Below are 22,543 nucleotides of genomic sequence, written 5' to 3' on the forward strand. Positions count from 1 at the left end.
AGATGGGCGTATCCACCGACCCGCAACGGCTCTGAACAGCCCAGCCGGGCACCTATGCGAGAGGCGGACCTTACACTCGCTGTGCGAGGGCGATGGGACGGGGAACGTGCGCGACGAAGCTCGGCAAAGAGACTGCAAAGCGGTTGAGTAAGGGCAGGTCGCGAAGGGTGCTCTCCGCGCGAGCGGAGGTGAACCGGAGGCACGTCATGTCCAGTGCAGAACTGCCGGGTGCTCTCCGCGCGAGCGGAGGTGAACCTTCGCCCACCAGGTCCTCGCGGCAGCCGACAACGTGCTCTCCGCGCGAGCGGAGGTGAACCGGAGACCAGCGCATGAGCGCCGACATGTGGGAAGTGCTCTCCGCGCGAGCGGAGGTGAACCGATGACAACGGACTCCACGGCCGCCCGGCCCGGGTGCTCTCCGCGCGAGCGGAGGTGAACCGGGTTCCGACCCCTTCACGAGAGACCCACCGGGGTGCTCTCCGCGCGAGCGGAGGTGAACCGTGAGCGCGCCCACGACTCCGCCCCCGAGCCGGGTGCTCTCCGCGCGAGCGGAGGTGAACCGGCTCCTGGTCCTCAAAGAGCCGCCGTTCACGCGTGCTCTCCGCGCGAGCGGAGGTGAACCGTCGTCGCTGGTCGTGTGGACCGGCAGCGCCTGGTGCTCTCCGCGCTAGGGCGCGTATCGAGTCGCGATCAATCGGCGGGACTCGCCCGCGTTGCGGAGCCTGATGAGGTAGATCGTGTTGGGTGACGCGTGTGCAACTGACGAATGAGGAGTGGGAGTTCATCGGGTCGCACCTGCCGGTCGGTGAGTACGGTCCGTATCCCGAGCGGCTGCGGCAGCAGTTCGAGGGTGTGATATGGCGGTTCAAGACCGGCGGGCAGCGGCGGGAGATGCCGCAGGAGTTCGGTGCCTGGTCGACGGTTTCCAACCGCTTCCGTCAGTGGCGTGACGTTGGCGTGTTCGAGGCCCTGCTGGAGAGCCTGATTGCGGAGGCCGCGAAGCGGGGTGAGGTGGACCTGTCGCTGGTCAGCATTGACTCCGCCACCGCGCGTGCCCGCCATGATGCCGCCGGGATGCACCTTGGCGAGGACATGCTCGCCGCCGTGGAGAAGGCAGCCGCCGAAGAGGAAAAGGCCAGGTCAAAAGGGGCGGTCTCGAAGAACAAAGCGGACACGACGTCGAAGCAGATCCTGACCGGGAGGAGCGACGGCGCGTACGGCGGCGCCGAAAGCTCCGGCTGAAAGCCGCTCTCCTCGGGCGTTCACGGGGCGGGCAGACCAGCAAGGTCCACCTCGCCGCCGACCGCAAGTGTCGTCCACTGGCGTTTGTCTTGACTGCCGGACAGGCGGCCGACAGCCCGCAGTTCATCCCTGTCCTGAGGAAGGTCCGGATCCGCGGACCCGTTGGCCGTCCCCGCACTCTCCCCGATGCTGTTGCGGGCGATAAGGCGTATTCGTCCCACGGAAACCGAGCCTACCTGCGCAGACGCGGCATCAAGGCCGCTATCCCGGAGAAGGTCGACCAAGCCGCCAACCGCAGGAGGAAGGGGTCCAGCGGTGGCCGGCCCATCAACCTCGACGACGACCTTTACAAAGAACGGAACACCGTCGAGCGGCTGATCAACAAGCTGAAAGCCTGGCGCGGCATCGCCACCCGGTACGACAAGACCCCCGAGAGTTACCTCGCCGGACTACACCTCCGTGCCTCGGTAATCTGGATCAAAGACCCCACAAGGGGAGCCCGGTAATCACGACTCGTTCGGCACCCTAGCTCCGTCGCCCGCGTCCGCCCTGGTCCCTGCTGGGTCGTCTGCCCGCGGCCTTCCCCTTGCGCGCGCCGGGAGCCTGCACCCGGCGCCCCTGCCAGTCGATGCTGTCGTCCTCCGACAGCGTCGCCGCGTGTGAGAGCGCATGCCGGATCAACAGCGACAGCTGGGCCTGGGACTCCGCCGAGTGAAGCTCACTCTGCCAGGGGCAGACCGAGTACCAACCTTGGCCGGGATCCGTCAGCGGCGGGCATGGTTCCGCGAGCTCCAGGGCCTCGGTCGGTGCTTCGGGAAGGCGCACCAGCAGGATGCCCATGCCCCACGCAACGACCGCGGCGATGCCCTTGGCTGCAAGCACCGGCATCCCGAACGTCGCTAGGACAGGCCACTGGGGAGCAAGGTCCTCCAGCCTCTCGACCAGATCAGGGTGGGTATGCAGTTCCCACCCTTCGTAGGCGTAGGCACCACGCTCTTCCGGAACCCCCTGCAGCCGCAGCAGGTCAAGCAGGGCACTGTTTTGAGGCAGTTCCGGCAGCGTCATGTCGCGACACGCTACACGCCACTCAGCAGCGGAGACAGTGGTGGTGCTCCTGTCCCAGCGGGCCTACCGGACCCGCCCGATTCGGTGGCCTTGGTGTGGCCTGGTGATGTTGGGGCCGCACACGCCACCCCACCAACAAGCCGAGTCCCACCGATTGATCGCGACTCGATACGCGACCTAGCGGAGGTGAACCGAATACCCGTAATTTCAGTTGGAACGCAATGGTGTGCTCTCCGCGCGAGCGGAGACGAACCGTACATGGTGCGGATGGGCACTCGCCCCGGCACGTGCTCTCCGCGCGAGCGGAGGCGAGCCGTGACCCGTAGGCCCCACGATCAGCCCGAAGGCGGCGCTCTCCCCCAAGCCGCGCGCGAGCCGGTGCGGCCCCAACGCGCCCGTCCCGTCCCAGGGGTGATTCCGAGGGGTTGGCGCCCGGCCGACCGCCGCCCGGGAGCGGCGGATCGGCCAGGCGGCCGTTTCAGTGGGCGGGGGTCTCCTCGGGACGGGCGTGGCGGGGGAGCAGGAAGGCGAGGAGGAAGGTGAGTACGAGCATGCCGTCCACGATCCACAGCACGGTTTTCATTGCTGAGCCGAAGCCTCCGCGGAAGGCGGAGGACGCGGTGTCTTGGAGGGTGGCGGGTACCTTGGCGGCGGCTTCGGGTGAAGTGGCGGCGGAGCGGGCGTCCTTCTCCAGGCGGGTGCAGGAGGAGGGGGTCAAGGCGGGGTCCTTGGCGACGGCGCGGTCCGCGGCGCAGTGGCGCAGGTCCGCGACGACACGGTCCTGGGCCGCGGGCGTGACGTGGACGGCGCTGAGCCGGTCGCGCAGACCGTCCGCGTGGTGGTCGACGGAACTGGCGATCGAGCCACCCAGCAGGCCGAAGAAGGCCGTGCCGAGGATGGCCACGCCGAAGGCGCCCCCGAGCTGCTGGACGGCGGTCATCGTGCCGGATGCCGAGCCCGTCTCGTGCTGCTCGACGCTGGCGAGCACCATGTCGAAGAACGGGGCCATCAGCAGGCCCATGCCGGTGCCGGTCACCAGCAGGGCGGGCAGGAGCTGCCACGGGCCGACGTCGCCGCCCGCGGTGTCGAGCGTCAGCCAGACACCGAACACTCCGAGTCCCATGACCAGCGCGCCCGCCTGCAACACGGTCCGGCCGAACCGTGCCACGGCCTGGGCCAGCCCGAAGCCGACGATCATGCCGCCGGACCAGGGCACCATCACCAGGCCCGCCTTGAGCGGTGAGTAGCCCAGTCCGATCTGGGTGTAGAGGTTGAAGACGAGCATGAAGCCCTGCATGGCCGAGAAGAAGACCAGCCCGAGGGTCATGCCGCCGCTGAATCCGCGTTTGCGGAAGAGGCTGGGGACGATCAGTGGGTCCAGCCCGGCCCTGCTGCGGCGCACCTCGTACAGGGCGAAGGCGACGAAGACGGCGACCGAGGCGGCCAGCATCGCGAACGTCCAGGCGGGCCAGTCGTACTCGCGTCCCTGCACCAGCGGGAAGATGACGAGCAGCGCGGCGAGCGAGACCAGGAGCATGCCGGGGATGTCCAGGCGCGGCTTGTCTCCGGCTTGGGTCCTGGGCAGGTAGCGCAGGGCGCCGAGGAAGGCCGCGGCGCCGAGCGGCAGGTTGATCAGGAAGATCATCCGCCATCCGGTGCCGAAATAGTCGGCGTCCACGAGCCAGCCCGCGAGGATCGGCCCGCACACCGCGGACAGCCCCATGACCGGGCCGAACAGGCCGAAGGCCTTCTGCGACTCCTTCGGCGGGAACATCTCCTTGATCATGCCGAGGCCCTGAGGCAGCATCACGGCACCGAACAGTCCCTGGACCACGCGAGCCGTGATCAGCATGCCGGGCGAGACGGCTATCGCGCACAGCAGCGAACCCGCCGTGAAGCCGGCGGCGCCGACCAGGAACATCCGGCGGCGGCCGTGTATGTCTCCGAGCCGGCCGCCGGTGACCAGTCCGACAGCCATCGAGAGGGTGTACGCGGCGGCGAGCCATTGCAGCGTGGACGCGCCGCCGCCCAGGTCGGCCCGCATGGAGGGGCCTGCGATGTTGGTGACTACGGCGTCCAGGAGATCCATCACCTCGGCGGCGAGGATCACGAAGAGCGCGACCCAGCGCCACCGGTAGGGCGCCGGGGAGTCGGTGGGCGTCAGGGATGACGCAACACCGGTGGTGGACATCGGATCTCCTCGTGGAAGGGCAGCGCCGCCCACGGTCGGACGGAGCTCGATGGACGGACTGGTTGCATGCCGCAGCGAAGAACACTGTTCGTAGGAGAACAGTGTTCAGTAAGAGAACGGCGTTCATGAAGATATAGCGCAATGACCTTGGCTGGACAAGATATATCGCGTCTTGCGCAGGGATTGGCCTCGGCGGGGTGCCGTACGGACCTGCCCGGCCGTCACGCATCACGCATCGCGCATCGCGCATCGCGCATCACGCGACCGGTCCGGTCCCCCGCGGGCACCCCCCGTTCCGACGCTCCCGGTGCCTAGGCTGTGTCCATGACCGACCCGGCCACCGGTACTCCCGCGCCTCCTCCGCCCTCTCCCTGGGAGCGCGAGCGTCCCGCGCGCGCCCAAGGGGCTCCCGCACGCCTGCCGCTGTCGCGCGACCGGGTCGTCGACGCCGCTTTCACCGTGCTCGACCGCGCGGGACTCGACGGCCTGTCCATGCGCCAGGTCGCGGCCGAACTGGGAGTCTCGGCCTCGGCCCTCTACGCCTACGTCAGCTCCAAGGACGACCTCCTGGAGCTGATGTACGCCCGCCTCTTCGACGGTTTCGCGATCCCCCGGCCCGACCCCGACCGATGGCAGGAGCAGGTGCGCGACTACGCCCGCTCCGCGCGGCAACGCCTCCTGGCTCACCGGGACATGGCCAGGCTTTCCATGGCCCACGCCCCCTTCACCGCCGAACTGCTGCCGCACGTCGAAGCCGTGCTGGCCGTCTTCCGCGCCGCGGGCCTGCCCGACCACGTCGCGGCCAGGGCGGGCGACATCATCTCCACCTACATCGACGGCTTCGTCCTCGAAGAGAGCATGTGGCGGGACCGGCGCGCGGGCCACGGCAGTGGCGACCCTGCTCCGGCCCTGCCCGACCCGGGTGAGATGGCGGGGGAGATGCAGACCTACTTCGCCTCTCTGCCGGCGGCGGACTTCCCTCATCTGCGCGCTCTGTCCGGACTGTTGGTCACGGACTCCTCCGAGGAGAGGTTCGACGTCGGCCTGGAGATCATCCTGAGGGGCCTCGCGAGTTACCTGCCGGACCGGATGGGGAGTCAGGACTCCTGAGCGGCGGATCGCTCCGTGGTGGAAGCGGCGGATCGCTCCGTGGTGGAGGCGAATCGTCCCCACCGGCCGGTGCCGGTGCGGCCTGCGGCATGTCCGGTGCCGCAGCCACCTCGTGGGCGTCGTCTCGCCGGGGGCGGCCTGGCCGGTCAGCCTGCCTGATCGGCAGCACGGCGCCAAGCCCAGTAGTCGGAGTTCGCCGATGCGGGTCTTGGTCCACGGATGTGGGGTGCCGAGGCTCCGGGTGCGAACGCGGGGTCGTGTTGTCGTCCACAGGAGTCGCCGTCAGGGGCTTCGCCTCCATGGGGCACGAGGTGGGCGAGGCTGCTGGGGGCGTCCACGGGCCCGCCGCCGGCATCGACTGGCCGAGGCTGCAACCCCGTGGTCCAGGGAACGGGGTTGGTTCGGTGCGGCGCCTCGGTCGGTGGTCACCGCGCAGGTCGGCGCGGCGGCGCGGCGCGCGTCATGGGGGCAGGGCGGGGGTCACATGGTGCAGTGATCAACTACCTACTTTGCCTTACTCGGAGTAACGAAATGATCATCGGCGTGGGCGGTCCCGGACGGCTTTCCGGGCCGCCGTATCCGTTCGCCCCGTGCCCCGACGCCCGTCCGCCCGGTTCCGCCCGATCCGTTCAGAACGTGCGAGATGCGGAAGAGGCGCGCACGCGGGGCGCCCCCACGCCGCAAGGAGTCACCATGCAGCAGTCCGGCCGGCCTTCGGCCGCTTTCGACGAAGCGCGCGAGGCGTACGAGGCGCACCGCCGTTCGTGCCGTCAGTGCCGGGTGGACGGCCTGCCCTGCCCCGCGGCCAAGCATCTGCGTCGCGCGCACAACAACGCGCTCCGCGAAGCCCGTTCGGGTCCGGCCGGCCGGTCGCCGTCCTCCTCGTCCTGAGACGTCCGGGTCCGGCGTCCTGACTGCCTTCCCTCGAACTTGCCCTGAGTGAATACGGGTTGGGCGGAATCCGCCTGCCCTCGCCGTCCTCTCCGACAGGTCCACCGGCGCCGGGCGGAGGCTTGCGCCGACGCCCGCGGCCCATGGTTGTCCGACAGTGCACTGCTTCTGCTTGATCGTGCATGGACCATCGGGTTGGGCGGGGCTGATGCCCCGTGAGCTGTGATGATCGGAATCGAGAGAAGAGAGCGCGTACTCCACGACTCCGTCGGTCCGGCACACCGGGCGGACCTGCCCGATCGGCAAAGGTGCAGATTCCGGGCCGTCACGGGATCTGTGCGCTCCTTCCGCGCGGTATCGCGCCCTCGACAAGGAGTCCCATGGCTGATCACACCGACGAAGCGCGCGCCGTCCCGGGGGTCGTCGTACAGGCCGACGATCTCCTCACCCGCGACGGGACGGCCGCTTTTCTGGGCGCGGACAGCCGGGTCACGCTGCTGGAGGCCGACCGGATCGCCGACGCCGACATCCTGGTCGTCCTCACGGCAGTGGTGAGCGGCAAGACCCTTTCCACGATGAGCCGGGCCAGCCAGGCCACGGAGGGACGGATCCGGATCGTGCTCGTCGCCGACCACATCTCGGAACAGCAGCTCGCCCTGGCGGTCAACCACGGCCTGGTGAGCTTCCTGGTGCGGCCCTTCACCAGTTTCAGCCGGATCCTCTCGGCGGCCGTCGAGGCGCATCGGGGACGCGCCGCCCTGCCTCCGATCCTCATGAACATGCTGCTGGACCGTATGCGCACCATGCAGAAGGACGAGTGCCCCACCGGTCTGCTGCCGGTCGAACTGTCGCAGCGCGAGCTCGATGTGCTCCAGCTCCTGGCGGAGGGGATGGACACCGTGGAGATAGCCAACAAGCTCAGTTACTCGGAGCGCCTGATCAAGAGCGTCATCCAGGCGGTGATCAAGCGGCTCGACCTGCGCAACCGCACCCACGCCGTCGCCTACGCCATCCGTATGGGCATTCTCTGACCGAGGCTGTTCTCCGACCGAGGGTGCTCCCTGGCCGACTGGCCGAGGGTCTTCTCCGGCCGAGGACATTCTCCGACCGACGGCGCGTTCTCCGGCCGAAGGTGTCGAGAAGGGTACGGGTGATGTGCGTCCGTGCAGGCCCGCCCCGTACCGGTCCCTGTGGACACCCGCCCTCCCTAGGCTTCCCGGAGAGTCGTCGACGTGTGAGCGGCTGGGCCGATGACCTCACCACCTGGACCGGGAAGGCATGGAGATGAACCACCGCGAGCCGCAAGCCGGAAACTCCGACGAGTTCGCCGGAGCGGCGGACGGGCAGGCGGTATGGGAGAGCGAACTGCCCTGGCAACTCCCGCATCCGGACCAGGCGGGGGAGGAGAGCCCGCTCTTCGCGCCCCCCGAGGTACGCGCGGCAACCGAGGCCCCGGCAACGCCCCCCGACACCGACTCGACCGCCGATCGCCCCGTCGCGCACGGTCCGGTCTCCGGCGCCTCCGCCGGTGCTTTCCCCGAAGCCGAGGGCGCGTCGACGGACCGCCGTACGGCCAGCCCCGCGGCCTCCCCGCAGCCGGCGGGCGGAGGCGGACGCCGACGACGGTCGGGGAACGCCGGAGGCCGGCGGCCGGGCTCGCGTGGACACCTCGCCAAGCCGATCCTGGCCGGCGCCGGCCTGCTCAGCGCGCTGCTGCTGCTCGCCCCGCACCTCTTCGGCGACGACGCGCCCCTGCAGACGGTCAAGGCCGGGCGGGAGGACAGAGAACCGGAATCCGACACCGCACCCGACCCGGGACACCCGGGCACCGCGAAGGCGTCACCGCGCCCGGAAGCTTCCGCGACGCAGCACGGCAAGGACACCGGAAGCGGCGCGCACGACGCCATCGTCGAGGTGGCGGCGACCGTGCCCACCGAGTCCGCGAAACCCGTCACCAAACCCACGGTCGCCCCGCGCGCGACCAGGAGCGCTGCACCCACCAAGGCCCCCGCGCCGACCGTGACGGCTGAACAGTGGACGACCACCGTGGTGAACGGCACCCGTGTGCTGGATCCGGGCCAGTTGTGGTCCACCAACCGCATCGGCCTGACCTTCCAGGGCGACGGCAACCTGGTGCTCTACGACACCAAGGGCACCCCACTGTGGTGGTCCGGGACGGTCGGACACGGCGGAGTCAGGGCCGTCTTCCAGGCCGACGGCAACCTCGCCGTCTACAGCCAGGACTCACAGACCGTCTGGTCCTCGCACACCGAAGGCCACGACGGTGCCCGACTGGTGCTCCGGTCCGACGGGAACATGGTCATCGAACAGGGCGGCACGGTGCTGTGGTCCACCAACACCGCGATGTGAAAAATTCACTGACGTCGCATCAGGCCCGGCCGAGGATCCTCCAGGGGCGGACGTACCGTCATGTCCCGTCACGGGCAAGCCTGTAGGACGTCACACGCCGCCGGAGCCCGCCCGCGTACAGGACGATCCCGGCGAGTGCGGCGGGGACTGCACGAAGGTGCACGATCCGTGCCCGCCCCCTGCGACATGCCTGGTCACGCGGCACGCGCGGACAGTCGCGGTGGACTGCGGGACGAACGTGTTCCTAGAGTTGGCCGTCTGTCCCCGCGTGGTGCCGGTCGATCGCGCCGCTCACCGGCAGGGAGACCCGCCTGCACGGAGAAGCCGGCCATGAGTGGCAATCACACAGGAGTTCCCGCCCCCGGTGGAGGGGTGGCCGCGCCGCCCACACCGGGGCCACGCCGGGAACCGGGCCCGGCGGCCCCGGGCGGGCCGTCCGGCGGCGGTGTTCCCGCCCGCGCCCCCGGGCGCCATGGTGTCGGCGGCCCCCGCTTCACGGCCCACCGCGCGGGCAAAGCCTGGCTGGTGTCCCCGGTGGGCCCCGTGGATCCGCGCGCCCTCGCCTTCACGGCCGGGCTCGCCCCGGACGCCGAGTGCACCGTCGTCGTGGCGGACCTGCCCGACGGTTCGGACGACGCGACCCTGGACCGGCTCGTCCGGGCGATCCCCGCCGGGGCGGACGACCTGAGGCTGGTGTTCGGCAGGCCCCTGCGGCGGGACGCCATGACGGTCGCCCGGCGCCTCGCCGAACGACTGGGCCGGACGGTGATCGCCGCGGCGGGCGCCCCGCTGCCCACCCCCGGCGGAGGCCTCTGGGTGGGGCCGGACAGCGGACCGGGATGGATGCGCTGCGCCCCCGGGGCCCCGGAGGTGCCGGACTCCAGGGCTTTCCCGAAGCCCTCGTGGGAACCCGCCGTCCCGCCGCGCCCCTGGTCGCTCGGCAGAAGCGTGGGGGAGCCCTTGCCCGCCGGCGTCTGGCTGCGGCCCGCGACGGAGGACCCCGACCGCTCCGCCCACTGGACGCGACTCGCCGGGGGGCCGACGGTGTCCACCGAGCTGATGACCGTGGCGGTCGGCGCCCCGGGGGCCCCGGCGCTGCCGGTGGCGGACGTCGCCCGCTTCTGGGAGGACCTCCCCCCGTGGCTTCGCCCGGCGGTGCGCTTCCTCTGCTACGGCCCCGCCCGGCTGAGCGGCGGACGGCACCTCGGCGACGTCCTCGCCCAGGTCGTCGGCGAGCCGGTGCGCTTCCTCAGCGGCATGCCGCAGGGCACGGGCGGCGGGGGAGAGATGCTGCTGACGGGAGCCGACGGCACGCCGGGCCGCCCGCTGTGGGCCCACGAGTTCGTCCACCTGCCCCCGGCCGGATTCCCCGGCCCGCCACCCTCCCCGATCGCGTCGGCCCACCGATGGCCGCTGGGCGAGCTCCCGGAGATCCGTCCCGGCACCCACCGCCTCGCCGACGACGTCGTCGTCGAAGTGGTCCGCAGCGGCCTGTGGGTGCGGCCGACACCGGCCCCCGCGCACGCCCCGCAGATGCGGGACGCCGACCCCGACCCCGCACACGAACGCGTGCTCTGCGACGCGGGGTCGGAGGAGAACCTTCCCCGGCTCCGCCGTCTCGCGCAGGACCTGGTGCGCTCCTTTCCCCCCGGACTGCGCGGCGCGGTACGCCTGGGTACCGGCCGCCCCACGGCCCCGGCCGTCCGTGCGCCCTCGCGGGCCCCGAGGGCCCCTCTCCCCGGCACGCCCCCCGAGGCCCGCCCGCCCGCCACCCCGTACCCCGGGCCCATGGGCCGTACGTCCCTCGCGACCGAGGCGCTGCGCCGAAATCCCGCACTGACCGACGGCGCTCCGGACCCCGCTGCCGCCCTCGCGGCGGTCCTGCGCCGACTGGAGGGAGAGGGTGCGCCGGAAGCCGCGGTGACCTCCACGGACGGGCGCCCGCCCGGCCCCGCCGAGGACGTCCTGCTGGGCAGGGGGCTGCGGATGCTTCCCGTCCTTTCCGGGCCGACCGGTCTGCGGACCACTCTCGACGAGCCGATGCGCCGCTGGTACGCCGAGCAGCCCGTGGTGACCGACCCGTACGCCTGCGAGGCGTCGACGCTGGGCCCCGCCGAGGCGCCCGGCAACACCGTCTTCCTGATCCTGTCCGTGAACGGCCGGCGCACGGATCCGCTCGACCCGCTCCGTCCGGACCGGGTGCTGTTCCTGCCGGGCTCCCGGTTCCGGGTGCTGGAAGCCGCAACCGGGGCCACGGGGGTGGTCATGATGCGGGAGATGGCGCCCGAGGAGTCGTCCATCGACCGCGTGCTCGACAGGACGGCGGTACGGGACCTCTCTCGCGCCTGGCAGGACTGGCGGGCGGGGCGGCCCGGCGCCTGACCGACTCTCGTCCATCGAGGCCATCGAGGTCATCGAGGCCATGGATGGCACGGCGGGTACAACCAGTCCGCGGACGGTCCTCCGCCTTGCGATGCACCGCACCGGACATCCCCCCGGCTGATCCGACACGAATGGTCCGACACGGCCGCATGGGAGCGATCCGCGCAGCCGGCGAGGTGCTCAGCCGGTGGTTCGAGAGGTGTCCAGGGAACTGGCGAAGTCGACGAGCGTGTGGAAGTCGTTCTCCCGTAGGCCGATCCGCGGGTTGACGTGGTGCAGGAGCCCTGGCCCTTGATGGTGGTTGGTCACGTACGTCTGGTCCAGCTCGCTCTGCTCGTCGTCCACCCAGGCAAACGGACGGCCGTTGGCGTAGTCCACCAGTGGTCCGGTCTTCCAGTGAACTCCGTCAGGGCGTTCTCGGAGCAGGAGGTCACCGAAGTCGACGAAGGGAAGGTCCGGGAGGCCGAGGACCGGTGCGATCCACCGATTGGCGTTGTCCATCCACGTGGTGGCCCAGCACAGCTCAAAGCCGAGCTGGAGCAGAATGCGCCCGTGCCCCGGGTTGAGCCAGACCCGCAGCAGGCGTCGTCGGGAAGAGAGGTCCCTTTCGTCCTCATGGGCGCCGAACCGGGGAACCCTGAGAGTGGTGTAGCCGGCGGGACGTCTCTCCGGCTGGGCCGCATAAGGGTTGAGCGGCCCGTCCACGTCGAGGAACAACAGCGGTCGGTTCATGGATTCCCCCGGTCTCGTGTGTGAAGATCCTTCGCGACTGCGCCCAAGGCGAGAGACGGTGTCCACCTCGCCGGCTGGAGTGTCCCCGCACCTTCCGCAGAGCGCGGGCTGCAACAAGCGGCTCCGGGCCGCGCTCGGGCTGGCCAAGCCGCTGATCCGGGCACTGGTGGGGCAGCGACTTCTGGTTCGACGATTACTGGATCAACGACTCGACACCCGTGCCGTGCGGGATGCCGCGCCCCGACAGTGCGGCGCTCCGGCCTGGCCAGGCTGGGCCGGCGCTGCAACTGCGCAGACCCGCACCGCTCGGTTCGGCGGTGCGGGACTGCGGAGTGCAGCGGTCGGGTGGACGCGGTGAACTACGTGAAGTGGATGACGATGCGACCGGCGTTGGCCGGGTCCTTCTTCACCTGACGGTAGAAGCGCCGCATGTGTCGCTGGCCCAGGTAGGCCAGGACGTGTGTCATGAGTCGCTGGCTTCCCTTCCCGGTGATGATCTCCGCCACGGTCTCACCCGAGCTGTGCGCGTTGAAGACGAAGGAGCGTACGGCCTGGTCGATGTCCCGGTTGTTGCGGAAAATGGGGTGGAGGTCGAGTGATCGCAAAGGGCTGTCCCGTAATCCGTGTGGATCAGTGTGCGGCGTCGGAGGCGGTGCATCGCAGGGCGGAGGAGTGTCCGCACACTGGATGTATGCGGACGTGCCGACAACGCGGCGAGGTGTCGTTGTTGTCGTCGCACACCCACCAGGGATTACGGGACAGCCTAGTAGGCCGTGTCCGAGGCGTCGGCTCCTTCTGCTCGAAGTTCAGTCGTCGTAGGTGGTGGTGCACTTGTCGTTGCTGAAGAGTGCGCCTTCGGTGACGGGGAGGTCGTCGGCGGGGTCCTGGATGACGGTGGTCAGTCCGGTCAGCCGGTCCGCGCAGTCGTGTGCGGCGGAGTCGCTGTCGCCGTTGCCGCCGCCGAGGTACATGTCGAGCCAGGTCGTGGCTCCTTCGGGAGCGGTGTCCAGGCTGTGGCAGGGACCGTTCTGCGGACTGCCGCCGTCACCGCAGGCGTCCTCGACGATGAAGTAGCGGCGTACCTTGGGCATGTAGAAACGTGTGCCCGCCGGGTAGTCCAGGGTGTCTTTGCCGCCCTCGTCGGTGTGCCCGACCGCGAGGGTGATCGGGTCTTCCCACGTGCCCGTACCGCCGGCCTGGTCGTGGATCACCGGTGCGGAGATCTGCGCACTGCCCCGGGGCGTGTTGTCGAACCACGTGTACCCCGTCGTGAACGCGTTGCTGATCGTCTTCCCCGAACCACCCGAAGCCACCGCACCCGTACGGCCCGAGGGCGGGACGGTGGACGCCGGCTCGGCGGGAACCCGACGGGCCAGCGGCTCCTTCGACGACGACGGCGACGGGCCCGCCGTCGACGAGACCGCCGGGAGCGGGTCGACCATGCCCTCCGGCAGCGTCGCGGGAACCGTCTCCCGGTCGGTGGTGTTCACGGCGTTGAAGGTCTTCAGGAACTGGTGCTCGCTCTGTTCGGTGCCGCTGCAGTCTTCGGAGAGGGTCCCCGCGGCCGGGCAGGCCTTGTCCCGGCCCAGCGACCAGAACGCCAGCTCCTGGATGCCCTTCTCCACCGCGAAGTCCGCCAGCCGGGACGCGTCATCGGTGGTGAACACCTCGCCCTCGGTGTCGTTCACCCCGACCATCGGCGTGTTTCCCTCCATCGCCCACAGCTCCGCGTCCGACTTCGACGGCCAGATCTGCCCCAACTGCCCATGCAACGCCGTCGCCGCGTCGATCGCGGCCTGTCCCATGTCCGCCACCGCGGACCCGTAGTCCATCGTCATGACGTTCACCAACGACACCCGCACCCCCGCACGCTCCGCGTCCCGGAGCATCTCCACCCCGTCCGCCTCCAGCCCGGCCACACCCGACGGCAACGTGAACTGCACGTCCAACCGCCCGCCCGCGCCCTCGACATCCCTCTGCAACGCCGCCAACGCCTCGTCACGACGCCCGTTCACCGCCGTGTCCGCCAACGCCGCACCCTCAAGGTCGAAGTCCAGCCGCGACACCCCCAACGCGTCCACGACCGACCGGTACTGAGTCTCCAACGCGTCCACCGAGTCACACCCCGAGGCGAGTTCCGTCCCCGACGCACCACCGAACGACGCGATCACCTCACCCCCCGAACCACGCAACCCCTCGATCGCCGACAACCAGCCCTCGTCCGTCACCGGCATGTCCCCGTTGAACATCGCCTCACACTCCCCACCGTCCAGCACGAACCCCAACGTCGCGTACCGCAGCCCCGCGGCACGCGCCTCCTCCAACACCGACGGCGACCCCCACGTCTCCACGTACGGCGCCGCGAACCGCGACGGGAAGGCCGAACCCGTCGCGAGCGGGGGGTTCCCCGGGGCGAGGCCGGGGGAGGACGAGGTCGCAGAGGACGGGCGAGTGATCTCCCTGCCGTCGTCGGTGACGAACTTCCAGGTGATGCCCTGGACGAGGCCCTTTTCGAGCGGTGCGAGCTGCTCGAACGCCGTCTGGCTGAGGTCGAGATGGTCGGCGGCGCAGGAGGGGCACTGATCCCTGACGGGCACGGTGATGGACTTGCCCCCGTAGGACACCTCGACGGAGACGCCGTCGCAGATCGGGTCCTCGTTGGGGTCGTCGGTCGTCCACCACTCGTGGGACACCGCCACGAGGTCCTCGGTCGCGGCGTCGACGACGTCTCCGCAGGCTCCGTAGCCGCCGGCGTTGTAGTACGTCATCTGGCCGGTCATCTCCTGGTTGCCGGCCGGGTCGTCGGCCAGGGCCAGGGACACACCGCCCAAGGTGACGGCCAGCAGCGCGACCGCGCCGCCCGCGATGATCCGATTCCGGAGGGACACGGTTTCTCCTGTCGGGGTGGTGAGTCGTCTCTCGGCCTCCGCTCGGCCCCGGGGAGCCGGGCAGACGCGGAAGCCGTTCGGAGGCCCGTCGGGCACACAGGGCGGGCCGGGAGTGCGCGGCCGGAGGTGAACGCAGCGCCGGGCCGATCATGGGAGATCGGGGCAGGGCGCGACGAGGAAGCCTCGGTCGTCTGCCCGGCGAGCCACTGACTGCGCCTCTTCGGCCACCGTGTCGCCGTGCCCGTGCCGGGCGGGATCGCGGTGTCGTCGTCGACGGCGTGACCACTCGTGCACGACCGGCCCGCAAAAGGGCAGTACGCCGCCACCGGCCTTGTGGGGCTCCGGGGATCACTGCTGCGATGGGCCGGGTCGGGTGCGGCTTCCCGTTACCGGGGGACGCGCACACAGGACGGCGAAGACAGCGAGCGGTGAGAAGGCATGAGCGAGACTCCTGGCCGGCTCACCGGCCGTCGGCGCACCGGGGGACCGCTCCCGCACCGCGCCGGTACGGCCACCGGCGCCGACTCCGGCCCCTCGCCCGCCCCATGCCCCCGGCCGTTCTCGTCCGCGTGCGGCCGGCGCGGTGAGGGCACGACGTACGGGGGCGGTACGCCGTGCGCCGGCTGAACGGAGGGCTGGGCCCCCTGCGGACGCTCGCCGCGAGACTCGGGGGCGCGCCAGGGGCGGCTGACGCCGGGCCCGTCGTGCTGCTCGCCTCCGACACCGACGAGTCGGCCGGTCTCACGGCGACCGTCGATGCGCTGCGGCACGAAGACCCGGACCATGCGACCGTGGTGGTCGCCGCGGGCCTGGAGGGATCCAGGGCCCTCTGGCGTCAACTCGACCCGGTGCTCGACGGTTTCAGGAAGTCCGGCATCACCGCCGTACGGCTGGTGTGGGCGGGTGCGGGCGCGGACGAGCCCGGGCGGCCCGCCCCCGCGCGGCGGATCCGTGACAACTGGCGGCTGGAAGTCGTCGCTCCCGCCGGTCCGGTGGTGGTCGCGCCGGGCGGATCGCTGTTCGCACCGTCCGGAGCCGGTGGTACCGGCGGGTGGTGGCGCTTCGCCCCCGGTCTGGGGCCGCAGCCCCTGGGCCTGCGCCATCCCGTACCGAGCTGGGAGGACGCCGCGGCGCACCTCGCGTCCGACTCCGTCGACGGCCATGTGGTCGAATCCGTCCCCGCCGGCGTGCTGATCCGCCGGGCCGAACCGCTGCCCCCGGCCGCGCTGTCGGTCGGCGCCTCCATTCCCGTGGACGGGCACCGGCTCGCGGTCGTGGTCGGCATCCCCGGCGCGTCCCCGGTGACCGCCCGGGCGGTCACCGAACTCCTGACCCGGCTGCCCCCGCGGGCCCGGTCAGCCGCCCGGCTGATACCCGGAGACGGGCGCGACCTGCTCGCCGCCGGTCAGGAAGCCGCCGATCTCCTGGGCACCGAGGTGGAGATCGTCAGTGGCGTGCCCGCCCTGCTGGAATCGGCGGACGGCACGGAGACCGAACCGGCCGTGGTGCTCATCGGACCGGACGGCGAACCGTCGTGGCGGCCCTACGCGGAGGCGGTCGCCTGCCTGCCCGCCCAGGACGGTCGCACCCCCGCACCGCGCATCGTGCGCCGGCGGTCTCCCGTCGCCGGATCGGCCCCCCTGCCCGAGGGCGGGGCGCTGCCCTTGGGCGACCGGTGGGGGGTCGTCGTCACCCGCGCAGGGCTGTGGGTGGGGCCCCGCGAAGACTCCCCGCCCGAGGCCCTCGGCCTGCTGCTCGACCCGGACACCATGGTCGTCGACATCGGCGCCCCCGGACGACCGGTGGACGACGGGCTCTGGCCGGTGCTCGACACCTTCCTCGACGAGCTGGAACCGGCCGTGGTCGAGCGGACGACGCTGCACGTGAGGGGTGCGTGTACCGCGCAGGGCGGGCGGCAGGCCCGACGCCTCGCCGACCGGCGCGGGCTGTCCCTGGAGTACGACGAGGATCCGTCCGCCGAGCACGGTACGACGGGCACGCCGGAGACGAGGGAGGGGGGCGCCTCGGCGCGGGAAGCGGCCCGAAAGGAAGCGGCGCGGAGGGAAGCTGCTCCCGAAGTTCCCTGGCACGCCGCGCCGATGAGCGTACGCATCCGGCACGTGGCCGTGCACCCCCCGGCCGCGACCGGCGATCGGCCCGCCTCCGTCGCCGGGGCGGCCGGCGGGCGCGCGGTGCGCCTCACGTCGACGGCCGACAGCGGAAGTGGTGAGTCGTCCTCCCTGTCCGCAGACGGCCCGGTGATCCCTTCCCCGGCCCCTTCCCCGGCACGGGTGGGGGGCCCGACCGCGCTCGGAGTGGGGATGCCCGCCGGCCGGATCGCGTTCACGGCGCCGGCCACGGCGGCCCTGGCCTCGGCGGCACCGGCACCGGCTCCCGTACCGGCACCGGCTCCCGTACCGGCACCGGCTCCCGTACCGGCACCGGTTCCCGTACCGGCACCCGCGAGCGCGGCCGGCACCTCGGGCGCTCCCCCCGCTCCTCCCGCGTACGGTGCCGGAGCCCCGCTGCCGCCGGGGTTCGCCGAGGCGTTCGCCGCCAGTCGGCCCGGCGGAGGCCGGCCCGGCGGCGGGCCGACCGGAGGCGCCGTGCCGTACGGGGCACCGGCCGCCGCCCGGGAAACCCCCCGAGCCGCCTTTCCGGCGGCCACCCCGGTCGCGCCCACGGCACCGAACCCGCCCCCCGCTCCCACGCGTTCGGCCGCCCTCCCCGTGCCGGTCGGCCCCCTCCACCGGAGCGGTCCCGCCGAGCATCAGGCGCTGCGCGCGCTGGCCGGGGAGCAGTGGTGGCAGCAACAGGCCTCGGTCGCGCGCACGCTGACGGTGATGCCGGGGCTGCGCGGGCAGGACCAGGACGACGCCGTACTCGCCGACCTGATCGCCGTACGTTCCTTCCTCACGCTCGACGACTCCCCGCTCGGCCGGCGTTGGCTGGAACGGCAACTGGCGTCCGGGTCCGCCGACGCCTACCCCAGTCTGGCCGGTCTGGCATCCGGTCTGCGCAGGCTTCCGTCGTACCGGGGGATCGTCGTACGCGACGTGGCGGCGTTCTCCCCGGAGGCGCGGGCACTGAGGGCCGGTACGGAACTGTGCCACCCGGGGCCGGTCGGCGCGTACGTGCTGGAGGGGGCACCGGCGTCCGCGGGCGACCGGTATCTGGTCTGGTCGACGACCGGACGCAGGGTGCGCAGTCTGACCGGGTCCGCCGCGCGGCCGGAACAGGGCGAAGAGGTCGTCTTCGCTCCCGGCACCCGCTTCCGGGTCCTCGGTACGCAGGGTGGGCACGGCGCCTCGACGGTGCTGCTGCGCGAGGTGGCCCCCGGCGATCCGGTCGCCCGCCCCGGCGAACAGGACGCCTCGGACCGAGGCGTACGCGAGCAACTGTCGGGGGCCGCGGACCGCCACCCCCCGACCGAGGGCGCTGTCCCCTGGCCCGAGCGGTTCTCCGGGCCACTCCCCGAACGGGCCCCGCACCGCGACAACCACGTCTGATTCCGCGGACCGGCCCCGCTGCGCCGGTCGCACCCATCGCAGAGGAGAACACCATGTCCGCCGATCGCAGGACGCCGCGGCGCGGCACACCGCCGGAGGCCACCGACCAAATGCGGATGCGGCGGGCCGTCGTGCTGTCCGCCCCCTCCGCCGACCCCTCCTCCGGCAACGAGGCGGATACCGGGAACCGGGGGACCGAAGGCGCGCGCCGCGAGGGCCGGAGTCAGGGGCGGCCGGACGGACGCGGGCGCGGAAGGCCCGACGGGCCGAGCGGCGGTGCGGAGGAAGGCACGCCCGCGCCCGCCAAGGGCAACCACCGGCCGATGCTCGCCGCCGCCGCGGTGGCCGGTGCCGTCCTGGTCGCGCTGCCGCTGGCCCTGAGCGGCAACGACAAGAACGACCACGAACTCGACTACGAGGCCTCGGGCCGGGAGACCGCCTCCCCGCCGGGCAGTGGCCCGAACTTCACCCTCGACGTGATGACGCCCCTGCCCTCGGAGGGGACACGCGTCCACGAGGGCGACGAGCGCGACCACTCTCCCGGGTCGTCCCCGCACTCCTCGACGTCCGCCCCGTCGGCGTCCCCCTCTCCCGCCGCGTCGTCGTCCGCCCCCGCCATCCCGGTCTCGCCCCGGAAGGCGTACCGGGGCCCCGGTATACGCGCCCCGCATGCCTCCGTACGGGAGAGCACACCCCCGTCCACCGGAACGGCCCGGCCCACGACACCGCGGACCGAGCCCTCCCGGGTCCAGGCCGCCCGCATCGAGGCCGAGAAGCCGGACACCGCGGCGACCGCCGAGCCCAGCCGGGAGCCGACCACCGGGCCGAGCACGAAACCGGGCTCCGAGCCCACGACGGGGCCCGCCACCCCGGTGACCACTCCGGTGCTGCTGTCCGCACGAACGGCGGAACCCGAGACGACCCCGGACCTGACGGCCGATCAGCAGCACGCGGAAGAAAGGCGCGTGGAGGAAGGGGGCGTGGAGGAAAGGCATGCGGAGGAGGCGCATGCGCAGGTGGTGGCCGCGCCGGAGGTGCAGAGGGCGACGGTGCCCGAGGGCGGGCCCACCGGGCCTGTCGGGCCGAACGCGCTGACCACGTCCACGTCCACCGGTCCGAGCACGGCAGCCGACCCCAGCGCGCCGACGGACCCCCACGTTCCGACCGATCCCGGCACGCCGATGGACCCCTCCACGGTGACCGACCCCGTCACACCGACCGTGCAGACCCCGCCGACCGGCCCCGCCACGCCCACCGTGCAGACCCCACCGACCGTCCAGACCACGGAGCCCCTTCCCGGTGGTCCGGTCGCGGGGGCCACGGCCCCGGAGGGCGCGGGCGACACGGTCGTACAGGCGACCCGGGTGCTGGAGGCCGGTCAGACGATCGAGTCGGAGCGGGCCGCCCTCTCCATGGGCGAGGACGGCAACCTGGTCGTCACCGACGAGAACGGCCTCGTCCGCTGGTCCTCGCACACCGAAGGCCAGGGCCACAAGGCGGTGTTCCAGGCGGACGGCCACCTCGTCGTCTACACGAGCGACGACCGGACGGCCTGGTCATCCGGCACGGCGGGTCACGACGGTGCCGAGCTGGTGCTGCAGGACGACGGCGACGTGGTGATCGAGCAGGACGGCACCGTCCTGTGGGTCAGCGGAACCGCCCACTGAGCGCGACCGGCCGGCCACCCGCGACCGGCCGGTCCGACACGGCAGCGGGACCCACCGGAGCGACGGAACCGGGCGCACCGGTGGGTCTGGCCGGACCTGCCCGGCCGCCCGCACCACCCTGACCGTCCGCGCCGCTCGCACCGCTCGGATCCCCCGAGCCGTCCGGCGCGGGTGGCGTCGCGAACGGGTCCCGGACCGGACCACGCACCATGCCGCTCTCCTCGTCCTGGCGCCAGATCCGCAGCGCCGCCACGAGTTCGCGCAGGGTGGCCTCCCCGGTGGCGCCGGCCCCGCGGAAGCCCGCGGGCGGGAGTTCGCCCATCAGCACCACCGCGCGCTCACCCGGCCGGGAACGCACCTGGAGGACCTCGAACCGGGTGCCGGGCGGGAACAGCACCCGGTCCGGCTGCTCGGGCTCCAGAAGGGCGGTCCGGCGACCGGTGGTGGAGCGGATGAGGATGTCGGTGTTGCCGGGGCGGCCCGGCGTGCCCGTGAGGGACGCGGCGCACACGTCGTACGCGGTGGCGAACCCGTGCTCCCGGTACCGCTGGACCGCCTCCGGGGCCAGGTCGGCACGCAGGGCCACCACCCCTGCGTAGACGGGGAGCAGGGCCAGGGCCGCCAGCGCGGGCGGGTCGGCCGTCGGCGGGGCGGAGGCGTGGGCGCGCCCGGAGTCATCACCGCCCGGCCGGGCGCGGACGGTGAACCGCAGTCGTACGGCGGTGAGTCCGGCGCGCACGGTCTCGGGCGGCAGCACTCCGCCCAGCCCGGGTTCGCGGCGCAGCGCCAGGTCGACGACCTCGGCGTCCGCGGGCGACCCCAGGGCAGGGCCGGGGCGCACGGCGGGAGGGGCGGCGAGAAGCCCGGGGCCCTGACCGGCCGCAGACGGAGCAGGCGCGGCCGGGGCGGGCGCGCCGGCCGGGACGCGCGGCCGGGGGATGCCGGCCGCCGGCCGCCAGGGCCGGCCGGCGGTCACCACGCGCACCGGCGGCCCGCCCCGGGAGGACAGCCGCCCGAGGACGTCGTCGGCCAACTGCCGCAGCCGGGGCAGGAGGTGGGGGACACCGTCGTCGCAGAGGATCAGCTCGTGACCGGGATGGGCGGGAGCCCCGCGTACCTCGTCGGCGTCGGCGGGTTCGGTCGACGGGCGGATCCACAGACCCCAGGGCAGCACTTCCAGGACCGCGCCGGACCCGCCGTGGTGGAGACCCTGGCGGAGCATCGGCAGATGGTCCAGGGGCCAGCGGTGGTCCGTCGCGAACGCGGGATGCGGCGGTCCCTCCGGCTCCGGGGGCAGGTGGAGGAACTCCCGGGCCCGGACGGGGCGTCCGGGTGTTCCGTCCGGCGCGAGGAACAGGACCTCGTCCGACAACCCCCGGCCGACCAGCGGATCACCGGCCGGGAAACCGTTGTAGACGAGCACGGCTTCCCCGGTGAGGGCGGCCAGGCGCCGGCCGAGGGGCGGCGTCCCGAGGCCGCGGCCGGAGCCGTACGCCAGCACGCGCGGCGCGATGCCCTCGGGCAGGTTCCGCCAGAAGCGGGCGAGGTCCTCCGCCGCCGGTTCGGGTGCGCCGGGGGCGCCGATCACGACGGTGGGCGCGTCGGCCCGGCACCGCAGCCGTGCGGCGAGCAGGCCGCGGTACCGGTTCTGGGCGGCGTCCTCCCGCACCGGACGCAGCCACACCCCGGCCGCCACCGGCTCGGCGACGGCGGCCGGTCCCACCGGGAGCGGGCGGCCCGGCAGGCCGGCGTCCCACGCGGGCCGGGGGAACCGGCGGGAGACCTGGTGGACCTGGCCCTCGGGTGTGCACAGCACCCAGCCCCGGCCCCGGTCCGCCCCGATGAAGAGGGTGCCCCCGGCGGAAGGGCGCAGGACCCCGTCGGGAACGACCACGTGCCGTCTCAGGCTCCTCGCCAGCCGTCGGCCCGCGGGCGCGGCGCCCCGGGCCGGTGTCCGGCCGAACACCACCCGCAGACCGTGCGGACCGGCGGGCACCGCCCGGGCCAGCGCCTCCTCGACCGCGTCGAGCGGCGCCCCGGTCGGGAGGTCCACCACGACCAGGGCGTACTCGGGGTCGGGGGCCAGACCGGCGGCGAAGAGCAGGGACTGGCGGTCCGGGCCGGCGGCCGGGTGCACCAGCCAGGCGTTGCCCACCCGACGCACTCCGAGGTGCGGGGCGGGCGCTGCGGGCGTCGCGACCGCTCCGACCGCTGCCGGAGTCCGGGCTGCCGACGTCTGCGCGGACGGTGCCTCGACCGGTGGTGCCGAGCGGGCTCTCGACGGCAGCCAGGGGCGTCTTCTGCCGCCCGCGCCGCCGTCATGGTTCTGTGCGGTCAAGTGCCGGTCCGGCAGGGTGCGGAACCGTGGGAGGCGTACCGTCCGGCGGCGACCCGGGAGCCGGGTGTGCCGTCACCGGCGAGGGGGGACGAGGGTCCGGGTCCGACGGTCCTCGTCACCTGACTGCGTTTCATCCGCGGCGTCTCCGTGGTCGTGCT

At 72.6% G+C, this 22,543-nt stretch carries 13 protein-coding genes, 1 pseudogene and 1 CRISPR repeat array; of the genes and pseudogenes, 8 read left to right on the top strand and 6 right to left on the bottom strand.

Annotation, left to right across the window (positions count from 1 at the left end):
- Nucleotides 1-167: 167 nt before the first annotated feature.
- Nucleotides 168-623: direct repeats of the CRISPR family, unit length 29 nt; unit sequence GTGCTCTCCGCGCGAGCGGAGGTGAACCG.
- A 121-nt stretch (nt 624-744) separates the two neighbouring features.
- Nucleotides 745-1,748 (top strand): annotated as a pseudogene (locus tag OG599_RS31530) (IS5 family transposase).
- A 19-nt stretch (nt 1,749-1,767) separates the two neighbouring features.
- Here the strand turns inward: OG599_RS31530 and OG599_RS31535 are convergent.
- On the bottom strand, nt 1,768-2,307 hold the full coding sequence (locus tag OG599_RS31535) for a hypothetical protein (RefSeq protein WP_327179376.1): 540 nt from the start codon (nt 2,305-2,307) through the stop codon (nt 1,768-1,770).
- Nucleotides 2,308-2,785: 478 nt separating this feature from the next.
- A complete protein-coding gene (locus tag OG599_RS31540) occupies nt 2,786-4,498 on the bottom strand; it encodes an MFS transporter (RefSeq protein WP_327179377.1) in 1,713 nt (570 codons plus the stop codon).
- A 324-nt stretch (nt 4,499-4,822) separates the two neighbouring features.
- Between OG599_RS31540 and OG599_RS31545 the strand changes: the two genes are divergently transcribed.
- The 5 genes from OG599_RS31545 (at nt 4,823) to OG599_RS31565 (ending at nt 11,251) form a co-directional block, all read left to right on the top strand.
- Nucleotides 4,823-5,608 (top strand): TetR/AcrR family transcriptional regulator, encoded by a 786-nt coding sequence (locus OG599_RS31545; protein ID WP_327179378.1) that lies wholly within the window; start codon nt 4,823-4,825, stop codon nt 5,606-5,608.
- 693 nt (nt 5,609-6,301) lie between these two features.
- Nucleotides 6,302-6,499: a hypothetical protein gene (locus OG599_RS31550; RefSeq protein WP_327179379.1), complete on the top strand. Its 198-nt coding sequence runs from the start codon at nt 6,302-6,304 to the stop codon at nt 6,497-6,499.
- A gap of 380 nt (nt 6,500-6,879) precedes the next feature.
- On the top strand, nt 6,880-7,530 hold the full coding sequence (locus tag OG599_RS31555) for a response regulator transcription factor (RefSeq protein ID WP_327179380.1): 651 nt from the start codon (nt 6,880-6,882) through the stop codon (nt 7,528-7,530).
- 253 nt (nt 7,531-7,783) lie between these two features.
- Nucleotides 7,784-8,869, top strand: a complete 1,086-nt coding sequence (locus OG599_RS31560; protein WP_327179381.1) for a hypothetical protein — start codon at nt 7,784-7,786, stop codon at nt 8,867-8,869.
- Nucleotides 8,870-9,412: 543 nt separating this feature from the next.
- A complete protein-coding gene (locus OG599_RS31565; protein WP_327179382.1) occupies nt 9,413-11,251 on the top strand; it encodes a hypothetical protein in 1,839 nt (612 codons plus the stop codon).
- A gap of 180 nt (nt 11,252-11,431) precedes the next feature.
- Here the strand turns inward: OG599_RS31565 and OG599_RS31570 are convergent, their stop codons facing one another.
- The 3 genes from OG599_RS31570 to OG599_RS31580 all read right to left on the bottom strand — a co-directional run bounded on the left by OG599_RS31570 (nt 11,432) and on the right by OG599_RS31580 (nt 14,871).
- A complete protein-coding gene (locus OG599_RS31570) occupies nt 11,432-11,983 on the bottom strand; it encodes a hypothetical protein (protein WP_327179383.1) in 552 nt (183 codons plus the stop codon).
- Between the two features lie 359 nt (nt 11,984-12,342).
- Entirely contained in the window at nt 12,343-12,588 is a 246-nt protein-coding gene (locus tag OG599_RS31575) for a Smr/MutS family protein (protein ID WP_327179384.1), read from the bottom strand.
- Nucleotides 12,589-12,789: 201 nt separating this feature from the next.
- Nucleotides 12,790-14,871: a cysteine/serine endopeptidase inhibitor gene (locus OG599_RS31580; protein WP_327179385.1), complete on the bottom strand. Its 2,082-nt coding sequence runs from the start codon at nt 14,869-14,871 to the stop codon at nt 12,790-12,792.
- Nucleotides 14,872-15,485: 614 nt separating this feature from the next.
- On the opposite strand from OG599_RS31580, the gene OG599_RS31585 reads away from it, so the two are divergent.
- Nucleotides 15,486-18,380 carry a hypothetical protein gene (locus OG599_RS31585; RefSeq protein ID WP_327179386.1) on the top strand — a complete coding sequence of 965 codons (2,895 nt, stop codon included), beginning with the start codon at nt 15,486-15,488 and terminating at the stop codon, nt 18,378-18,380.
- 53 nt (nt 18,381-18,433) lie between these two features.
- Nucleotides 18,434-20,047 carry a hypothetical protein gene (locus tag OG599_RS31590; protein ID WP_327179387.1) on the top strand — a complete coding sequence of 538 codons (1,614 nt, stop codon included), beginning with the start codon at nt 18,434-18,436 and terminating at the stop codon, nt 20,045-20,047.
- Here the strand turns inward: OG599_RS31590 and OG599_RS31595 are convergent.
- The gene (locus tag OG599_RS31595; protein ID WP_327179388.1) at nt 20,028-22,202 is read right to left on the bottom strand and encodes a hypothetical protein; all 2,175 of its coding nucleotides are present in this window, start codon (nt 22,200-22,202) and stop codon (nt 20,028-20,030) included. The two genes, OG599_RS31590 and OG599_RS31595, sit on opposite strands and share 20 nt — an antisense overlap.
- Nucleotides 22,203-22,543: the final 341 nt, after the last annotated feature.

It is taken from the genome of Streptomyces sp. NBC_01335 (assembly GCF_035953295.1).
Classification (GTDB): domain Bacteria; phylum Actinomycetota; class Actinomycetes; order Streptomycetales; family Streptomycetaceae; genus Streptomyces.

Excerpts from the sequence above, each read along its gene's own strand:
- OG599_RS31555 (WP_327179380.1), top strand. The coding sequence starts at position 6,880 with ATGGCTGATCACACCGACGAAGCGCGCGCCGTCCCGGGGGTCGTCGTA.
- OG599_RS31570 (WP_327179383.1), bottom strand. The coding sequence starts at position 11,983 with ATGAACCGACCGCTGTTGTTCCTCGACGTGGACGGGCCGCTCAACCCT.
- OG599_RS31540 (WP_327179377.1), bottom strand. The coding sequence starts at position 4,498 with ATGTCCACCACCGGTGTTGCGTCATCCCTGACGCCCACCGACTCCCCG.
- OG599_RS31545 (WP_327179378.1), top strand. The coding sequence starts at position 4,823 with ATGACCGACCCGGCCACCGGTACTCCCGCGCCTCCTCCGCCCTCTCCC.
- OG599_RS31560 (WP_327179381.1), top strand. The coding sequence starts at position 7,784 with ATGAACCACCGCGAGCCGCAAGCCGGAAACTCCGACGAGTTCGCCGGA.
- OG599_RS31550 (WP_327179379.1), top strand. The coding sequence starts at position 6,302 with ATGCAGCAGTCCGGCCGGCCTTCGGCCGCTTTCGACGAAGCGCGCGAG.
- OG599_RS31535 (WP_327179376.1), bottom strand. The coding sequence starts at position 2,307 with ATGACGCTGCCGGAACTGCCTCAAAACAGTGCCCTGCTTGACCTGCTG.
- OG599_RS31590 (WP_327179387.1), top strand. The coding sequence starts at position 18,434 with ATGTCCGCCGATCGCAGGACGCCGCGGCGCGGCACACCGCCGGAGGCC.